This window comes from Pseudomonas sp. NPDC087639 (genome assembly GCF_044743385.1).
Classification (GTDB): domain Bacteria; phylum Pseudomonadota; class Gammaproteobacteria; order Pseudomonadales; family Pseudomonadaceae; genus Aquipseudomonas.
Genome location: NZ_JBIUWI010000117.1, coordinates 1 through 7,719, shown reverse-complemented (window position 1 = coordinate 7,719; position 7,719 = coordinate 1). Strand labels below are relative to the sequence as shown.

7 protein-coding genes are annotated in these 7,719 nt (G+C 60.3%); 5 read left to right on the top strand and 2 right to left on the bottom strand.

The genetic code is table 11. From position 1 onward, the window contains the following. The 4 genes from ACIOVB_RS26480 to ACIOVB_RS26465 all read left to right on the top strand — a co-directional run. Positions 1 to 1,211 (top strand): urate hydroxylase PuuD (locus ACIOVB_RS26480; RefSeq protein WP_401272158.1); only part of this gene is annotated, 1,211 nt, incomplete at its 5' end. A 168-nt stretch (positions 1,212 to 1,379) separates the two neighbouring features. Further along, positions 1,380 to 2,738 (top strand): nucleobase:cation symporter-2 family protein, encoded by a 1,359-nt coding sequence (locus ACIOVB_RS26475; RefSeq protein ID WP_401272157.1) that lies wholly within the window; start codon positions 1,380 to 1,382, stop codon positions 2,736 to 2,738. A 71-nt stretch (positions 2,739 to 2,809) separates the two neighbouring features. Beyond that, positions 2,810 to 3,595 (top strand): outer membrane protein OmpK, encoded by a 786-nt coding sequence (locus ACIOVB_RS26470; protein WP_401272156.1) that lies wholly within the window; start codon positions 2,810 to 2,812, stop codon positions 3,593 to 3,595. Positions 3,596 to 3,968: 373 nt separating this feature from the next. Continuing rightward, the gene (locus tag ACIOVB_RS26465; protein ID WP_077571766.1) at positions 3,969 to 4,754 is read left to right on the top strand and encodes an outer membrane protein OmpK; all 786 of its coding nucleotides are present in this window, start codon (positions 3,969 to 3,971) and stop codon (positions 4,752 to 4,754) included. A 134-nt stretch (positions 4,755 to 4,888) separates the two neighbouring features. Here ACIOVB_RS26465 and ACIOVB_RS26460 read toward each other — a convergent pair whose 3' ends face one another. Together ACIOVB_RS26460 and ACIOVB_RS26455 are read right to left on the bottom strand one after the other, a co-directional pair. Beyond that, entirely contained in the window at positions 4,889 to 6,049 is a 1,161-nt protein-coding gene (locus ACIOVB_RS26460) for a patatin-like phospholipase family protein (RefSeq protein ID WP_187680058.1), read from the bottom strand. A 32-nt stretch (positions 6,050 to 6,081) separates the two neighbouring features. Continuing rightward, positions 6,082 to 7,014, bottom strand: a complete 933-nt coding sequence (locus ACIOVB_RS26455) for a lipid A biosynthesis lauroyl acyltransferase (RefSeq protein ID WP_187680057.1) — start codon at positions 7,012 to 7,014, stop codon at positions 6,082 to 6,084. Positions 7,015 to 7,131: 117 nt separating this feature from the next. Between ACIOVB_RS26455 and minC the strand changes: the two genes are divergently transcribed. Then, on the top strand, positions 7,132 to 7,719 hold a 588-nt coding region (minC, locus tag ACIOVB_RS26450), incomplete at its 3' end, for a septum site-determining protein MinC (protein WP_401272155.1).

Genomic DNA, 7,719 nt, shown 5'->3' with positions numbered 1-7,719 from the left:
AGAACAACCTCAACCGCGTCAACCCGAAAACCGGTCTGGCCGGTGATCTGTGGGCGATCCACGGCGGCGGTATCTACCACCTGGAAAAATACAAACTGGCCCCGCCGGCAATGCCGGAGAACCTGCACTGGTTCAAATGGGAAGCCTACTTCACCTGGATGTCGGGGATCGCGCTGCTGTGCGTGGTGTTCTACTACAACCCGACGCTTTACCTGCTGGCTCCGGGCAGCACGCTGAGCGGCCCTGAAGGCGTGGCCATCGGTATCGGCTCGCTGTTCCTCGGCTGGTTCATCTACTCCTTCCTGTGCGACTCCGCTCTGGGCAAACGCCCTGCCCTGCTCGGTTTCATCCTGTTCGTGCTGATCATCGGCGCGGCATATGGCTTCAGCAAGGTGTTCAGCGGTCGTGGTGCGTACCTGCACGTCGGCGCGATCATCGGCACCATCATGGTCGGCAACGTGTTCCGCATCATCATGCCGGCGCAGCGCGCACTGGTGGCGGCGATTGCCGAGAACCGCACGCCCGATCCGGCGCTGCCAGCCAAAGGCTTGTTGCGTTCGCGTCACAACAACTACTTCACCCTGCCGGTGCTGTTCATCATGATCAGCAACCACTTCCCGAGCACTTACGGCAGCCAGTACAACTGGTTGATCCTGGCCGGGATCGCAGTGTTTGCAGTGTTGGTGCGTCACTACTTCAACACCCGTCACGACAGCCACAAATTTGCATGGACGCTGCCTGTCGCAGCGGTCGGGATGATCAGCCTGGCTTACGTCACCGGCCCAACGCCGATGTCGACAGCTCCGGAAGTGGCCAACGCACCAGCGAAAATCGAGTACCAGCCGCTGCCGGAAACGGCACTGGGTGGTGGCGCGAAACCGGCTGAAGCAGCGCAACCGGCAGCACCTGCCACCCCTGCTGCGGCACCGACACAGGCGTCCAACGCCGGCCCCGGTTTCGACAAGGTGCACAACGTGATCCAGGAACGCTGCACGGTGTGCCACTCGGCCAAACCGACCAGCCCACTGTTCAGCGCCGCCCCGGCCGGCGTGATGCTCGACACCCCTGAGCAGATCCGCCAGAACGCGGCGCGGATCCAGGCGCAAGCCATCACCACACAGATCATGCCACTGGGCAACATCACACAGATGACCCAGCAGGAACGTGACCTGATCGGTGCCTGGATCGCCCAGGGAGCCCAGACCAACTAAGCAGTAAAAGCATCGCTGGCAAGCCAGCTCCCACAGGGATTACCTGAATCCTGTGGGAGCTGGCTTGCCAGCGATTAGCCGCAGCGCGGTTTACCTGATGCAAAAAAACAGCTGTGAGCAACCCGGCAGCTGTTCAATCACAAGAATAAAAAAGATCCGAGGTGTTGCATGTCCGAGCTGTCCAAAGCGCGCATCCCCGACGCACCCGCCATTCAGCGTTTGCCCCTTTTGCAACTGATCCTGGTCGGTTTGCAACATGTTCTGCTGATGTACGGCGGTGCCATCGCGGTGCCGTTGATCATCGGACAGGCCGCTGGCCTGAGTCGTGAAGAAATCGCCTTCCTGATCAACGCCGACCTGCTGGTCGCCGGCATCGCCACCATCGTGCAGTCGATGGGGATCGGCCCGATGGGCATTCGCATGCCGGTGATGATGGGCGCCAGTTTTGCCGCTGTGGGCAGCATGGTCGCCATGGCCGGGATGCCCGGTATCGGTCTGCAAGGGATCTTCGGTGCAACGATCGCCGCCGGTTTCTTCGGCATGATCATCGCGCCGTTCATGTCCAAAGTCGTGCGCTTCTTCCCGCCGCTGGTGACCGGCACGGTGATCACCTCGATCGGTTTGTCGCTGTTTCCCGTGGCCGTGAATTGGGCCGGTGGCGGTGCCGCCGCTGCGCAATTCGGCTCACCGATTTATCTGGCCATCGCCGCACTGGTGTTGGGCACCATTTTGCTGATCCACCGCTTCATGCGCGGTTTCTGGGTCAATATCTCCGTGTTGATCGGCATGTGCTTCGGCTACCTGCTGTGCGGGGCGATCGGCATGGTCGACTTGAGCGGCATGGCCAACGCGCCGTGGATTCAGTTCGTTACCCCGCTGCATTTCGGCATGCCGAAATTCGAACTCGCACCGATCCTGTCGATGTGCCTGGTGGTGGTGATCATCTTCGTCGAGTCCACCGGGATGTTCTTGGCGCTGGGCAAGATCACCGGCCAGGAAGTCTGCCCGCGCATGCTGCGTCGCGGCTTGCTGTGCGATGCCGGCGCGTCGTTCGTTGCCGGGTTCTTCAATACCTTCACCCACTCTTCGTTCGCGCAGAACATCGGCCTGGTGCAGATGACCGGTGTGCGCTGCCGCTCGGTGACCATCGTCGCCGGTGGCTTGCTCATCATGCTCAGCCTGCTACCGAAAGCGGCGTTCCTGGTGGCCTCGATTCCACCGGCCGTATTGGGCGGTGCGGCGATTGCGATGTTCGGCATGGTCGCGGCCACCGGGATCAAGATCCTGCAAGAAGCCGACATCGGTGATCGTCGCAATCAGTTGCTGGTGGCAGTGAGCATCGGCATGGGCCTGATCCCGGTGGTGCGTCCGGAGTTCTTCGCCCACCTGCCGCTGTGGATGAGCCCGATCACCCACAGCGGTATCGCCATGGCCACGCTCAGTGCGCTGACGCTGAACCTGCTGTTCAACATTCTTGGCGGCAAAGAGCGCGCAACGATCAACGACTGCCACGCGCACCCGCATTAACAGCAACACCGATAGCCCCTTGTGGGAGAGCAACTCTGCGCCTGAAAAATAAAAACAAGAGGGAGCAACAGATGATTCGCACGCAAACCAACCTGCTGTTGAGCGGCTGCCTGCTGGCCGCATCCCAAACCATGGCCGGCGATTTATTGCTGTGGCAGACCAACAGCCTGAGCTATCTGTACGGCAAGAATTTCGCGATCAATCCGTCGATTCAGCAGACGGTGACGTTCGAACATGCTGACAAGTGGAAGTACGGCGACAACTTCCTGTTCGTCGACAAGATCTTCTACAACGGCCAGGAAGACCGCAACAAAGGCCCGCACACCTTCTACGGCGAATTCACTCCGCGTTTTTCGTTCGGCAAGATCTTCGATCAGAAAATCGAGTTCGGCCCGATCAAGGACGTCTTGCTGGCGATGACCTACGAGTACGGCGAAGGTGAAAGCGAGGCCTATCTGATCGGCCCAGGCTTTGACCTCAAGGTGCCCGGCTTCAACTACGTCACCCTGAACATCTTCCGTCGCCAGACCGAGGGCCCGCGTCCCGGCGATGGCGTCTGGCAGATCAGCCCCGGCTGGTCGTACAGCATTCCCGTGGGCAATTCCGATCTGCTGATCGACGGCTATCTGGACTGGGTTGTCGACAACGACGAGAACTCGCGCGGCACCTACCACGCCAACCTGCACATCAATCCGCAGATCAAGTATGACCTCGGCAAAGCCCTTGGCTGGAGTCATAAGCAGTTGTACGTCGGCACCGAGTACAGCTATTGGAAAAATAAATACGGGGTCGAAAACAGCCGCAACCTCGACACCAATCAGAACACCGCCAGCCTGCTGGTGAAGGTGCACTTCTAAGATGACCCGCAACCGTGCCCCATACCTGTCGTCGGTGCTCTGTTGCGGGGCACTTGAGAGCTGGCCAAGGAGTCAGTATTCTCCGCGGCCTCTTGAATTCGGTCTAAAAAAAAGCCCGGATTTAATTCCTGACCGAAAAGCCAACTTATCCCGGCCCCGGCCAGTACCGAGGCATCCCGAAAACACGCTCAATCGACTGTTTTTCAGCAGCCGAACGGGCGTTTTTTTGCTTTCTGAAAGCGTTGGCCCAGCTCTTGCTATCGATAGCGAAGCTGACCGATCGGATGACTTTTGCAGCAACGAAAAAAGGCGCCACACCAGAGCGCCGATCTTAAAAAAATAAACGTGGAACACCTACTTTGGGAGCAACCGAATGAAACGTATGTGCACCAGCCTGATGCTCGCGGGATCGATGTTGGCCGGGGGGCAGGCCATGGCCGAAGGCCTGCTGCAATGGCAGAACAACAGCCTGACTTACCTCTATGGCAAGGATTTCCAGGTCAACCCGCGCATCCAGCAGACCGTCACCTTCGAGCACGCCGATGCGTGGAAGTACGGGGATAACTTCTTCTTCCTCGACAAGATCTTCTACAACGGTGGCAAGGACTTCAGCAACGGCCCGAACACCTATTACGGTGAGTTCAGCCCGCGTATCTCGCTGGGCAAAGTGCTCGACCAGAAGATCGAGTTCGGCCCGATCAAAGACGTTCTGGTGGCGATGACCTACGAGTTCGGCGAAGGCGACACCGAGTCGTACCTGATCGGTCCGGGCTTCGACCTGGCCATCCCGGGCTTCGACTACTTCCAGTTGAACTTCTACCAGCGCCACACCCAAGGTGCACGCGCCGGTGACAACGTCTGGCAGATTACCCCGGTCTGGTCCTACACCATCCCGGTCGGCAAGTCGGACATCCTCATCGACGGCTTCATGGACTGGGTGACTGACAACGACTCCAACTCCAAGGGCGATTACCACGCCAACCTGCACTTCAACCCACAGATCAAATACGACCTGGGCAAGGCGCTGAGTTTCGGCGAGAAGCAGTTGTATGTCGGTGTTGAATACGACTACTGGAAAGACAAGTACGGGATCGACGATACCGGTGCGTTCAAGACCAATCAGAGCACCACAAGCTTCCTGGTGAAGTTCCACTTCTGATAAAGATCAAAAGATCGCAGGCTGCGATCTTTCGCTCTAAAAGCTTCGCGAGCAGGCTCGCTCCCACATTGGTTTTGTGAACGACACAAATCCCTGTGGGAGCGAGCCTGCTCGCGAAGGCCTCACCGCAGATCTCACTCCTGCCGCAATCCTAAAAACCGGCACAGCTCCTCACGCTTGGCCAACGCATCGCGCCGCCCCAGATCGATCAACTCGCTGCAATACCCCGCCTCGAACAGCAGATAACTCAACACCCCGGCCCCACTGGTCTTGGTCGCCCCCGGCCCACGCAAGAACAAGCGCAACGCCGCCGGCAATTCCTGCCGATGTCGCGCCGCGATCTCATCGATTGGCTGACTCGGCGAAATCACCAACACCTCCACCGGCGCCACACCCAACTCGCGAGTCGGCGTACCTTCGGGCATCAGATGGCTGAACTGGTTGAGACGCTGAAGCAGCTCGATATCGCCCTCCAGGCTGTCAATGAACGTGCTGTTGAGCATGTGCCCGCCGATCTGCGCCAGCGTCGGCTGTTGACCGGTGTAGGTGCGCTCCAGTGGCTGCTCGGGATCGAACCCGCGCGGGTTGCCGCTGACGCCCACCACCAGCACGCGACTGGCACCCAGGTGCAACGCCGGGCTGATCGGCGCCGATTGCCGCACCGCGCCGTCGCCGAAATATTCCTCACCGATTTTCACCGGAGCGAACAACAGCGGAATTGCCGAACTCGCCAGCAGATGCTCCACCGACAATTGCGTCGGCACACCGATGCGTCGATGGCGCAACCACGCATCAATCTTGCCGCCACCCTGATAGAACGTCACCGCCTGCCCCGACTCGTAGCCGAACGCGGTCACCGCCACCGCATGCAATTGCTTGCGCGCGATGGATTCGGCGATGCCGGGCATGTGCAGTTTTTCATTGAGCAGGTCGCGCAGTGGCGAACTGTTGAGCAGCGCCACCGGCAGCTGGCGACCGAGGCCAAGCAAGCTGTGGCTGACGAAGCGGCTGGCCTGGTGGATCACGCCCGGCCAGTCGCTGCGCAGCACGCGGTGGCTGCGAAAGCCCTGCCAGAAAAGGGTCAGGCGTTCGATGGCAGCACGAAAGTCCGTGGCACCACTGGCCAGACTGACCGCGTTGATCGCCCCGGCCGAGGTGCCGACGATTACCGGAAACGGATTGTCGGCGCCCAACGGCAGCAACTCGGCAATCGCCGCCAGCACCCCCACCTGATACGCCGCCCGAGCCCCGCCGCCGGAAAGAATCAAACCTGTGACCGGTTCAGCTGGGCTCATCGCAACACTCCATGGTGCTTATAGGGATTGGTTCAACCGCGTTTGGCGTACAGCTTCGGCTCGCCCGGCGGACGGCTTTTGAAGCGGCGATGCGCCCACAGGTATTGCTCGGGGCAGGCACGCAATGCGCTCTCGACCCACTGGTTGATGCGGATGCAGTCGGCCTCTTCGGTCTCGCCGGGGAAGTCTTCCAGCGGCGGGTGAATAGTCAGGCGATAACCGCTGCCGTCCGCCAGACGCTCCTGAGTGAACGGCACCACCAGCGCTTTACCCAACCGGGCGAATTTGGTGGTCGCGGTCACGGTCGCGGCCTGAATGCCGAACAGCGGCACGAAGATGCTTTGCTTGGCGCCGTAGTCCTGATCCGGTGCGTACCAGATCGCCCGACCTGAACGCAGCAGCTTGAGCATGCCACGCACGTCATCGCGCTCCACCGCCAGCGAATCGAGGTTGTGCCGCTCGCGACCACGACGCTGGACGAAGTCGAACAATGGATTCTTGTGTTCGCGGTACATGCCGTCGATGGTGTGCTGCTGACCGAGCAGCGCCGCGCCGATTTCCAGCGTGGTGAAATGCGCGGCCATCAGAATCACACCTTTGCCTTCACGCTGGGCCTTTTGCAGATGCTCCAGACCTTCGACGTGGGCCAGTTTCGCCAGGCGCTCACGGGACCACCACCAGCTCATCGCCATTTCAAAAAAGGCGATACCGGTAGAGGCGAAGTTTGCCTTGAGCAGGCGTTTGCGCTCGGCGGCGGATTTTTCCGGGAAGCACAGTTCAAGATTGCGCTTGGCGATGCGCCGCCGGTCGCCGGCCACGCGATACATCAAGGCGCCCAAAAATCGACCGATGGTCAGCAACGCCGGATACGGCAATTGCACGATCAGCCACAAAAGCCCCAGCCCGCACCAGAGCGGCCAGAAGCGTGGAGCAAGAAATGCTTTTCGAAAACGCGGGCGATCCATTAAAGCTTCCGTAAATACAGTGGCCGCGCATTCTACATCGTTCGACCCGGCTTGCGGCTCGCGGGCGTTCTCGTTATAAGTCTCGGCACTTTTAGTGACAAGCCGTTGTATGCCGACATGAGCCAAACCGAACCGTTAGACCAAGATCCCGTATTCCAGCTCAAGGGCAGCATGCTGGCCATCACTGTGCTGGAACTGGCCCGTAACGACCTCGAAAGCCTCGATCGGCAATTGGCCGCCAAAGTCGCCCAGGCGCCGAACTTCTTCAGCAACGCGCCGCTGGTTCTGGCGCTGGACAAACTGCCACCGAGCGAAGGCGCGGTCGATCTGCCGGGCCTGATGCGCGTGTGCCGCCAGCATGGCCTGCGCACCCTGGCGATTCGCGCCAGCCGTATCGAAGACATAGCGGCCGCCATCGCCATCGACATCCCGGTGCTGCCGCCATCCGGCGCCCGTGAGCGGCCGCTGGAAACCCCGGAAGCCGAAGTCAAAAAGAAACCGGAAAAGCCGCCCGAGCCGGCCATCAAACCGACCCGTGTCATCACTACGCCAGTGCGTGGTGGCCAACAGATATACGCCCAGGGTGGCGATCTGGTCGTGGTGTCCTCGGTCAGTCCGGGGGCGGAACTTCTTGCCGATGGCAACATCCATGTATACGGCCCGATGCGCGGTCGTGCGCTGGCCGGGGTCAAGGGAGACTCATTG

Bases quoted from the DNA above. Each gene is read 5' to 3' on its own strand.
- ACIOVB_RS26475 (WP_401272157.1), top strand. From the start codon at position 1,380: ATGTCCGAGCTGTCCAAAGCGCGCATCCCCGACGCACCCGCCATTCAG.
- ACIOVB_RS26470 (WP_401272156.1), top strand. From the start codon at position 2,810: ATGATTCGCACGCAAACCAACCTGCTGTTGAGCGGCTGCCTGCTGGCC.
- ACIOVB_RS26465 (WP_077571766.1), top strand. From the start codon at position 3,969: ATGAAACGTATGTGCACCAGCCTGATGCTCGCGGGATCGATGTTGGCC.
- ACIOVB_RS26460 (WP_187680058.1), bottom strand. From the start codon at position 6,049: ATGAGCCCAGCTGAACCGGTCACAGGTTTGATTCTTTCCGGCGGCGGG.
- ACIOVB_RS26455 (WP_187680057.1), bottom strand. From the start codon at position 7,014: ATGGATCGCCCGCGTTTTCGAAAAGCATTTCTTGCTCCACGCTTCTGG.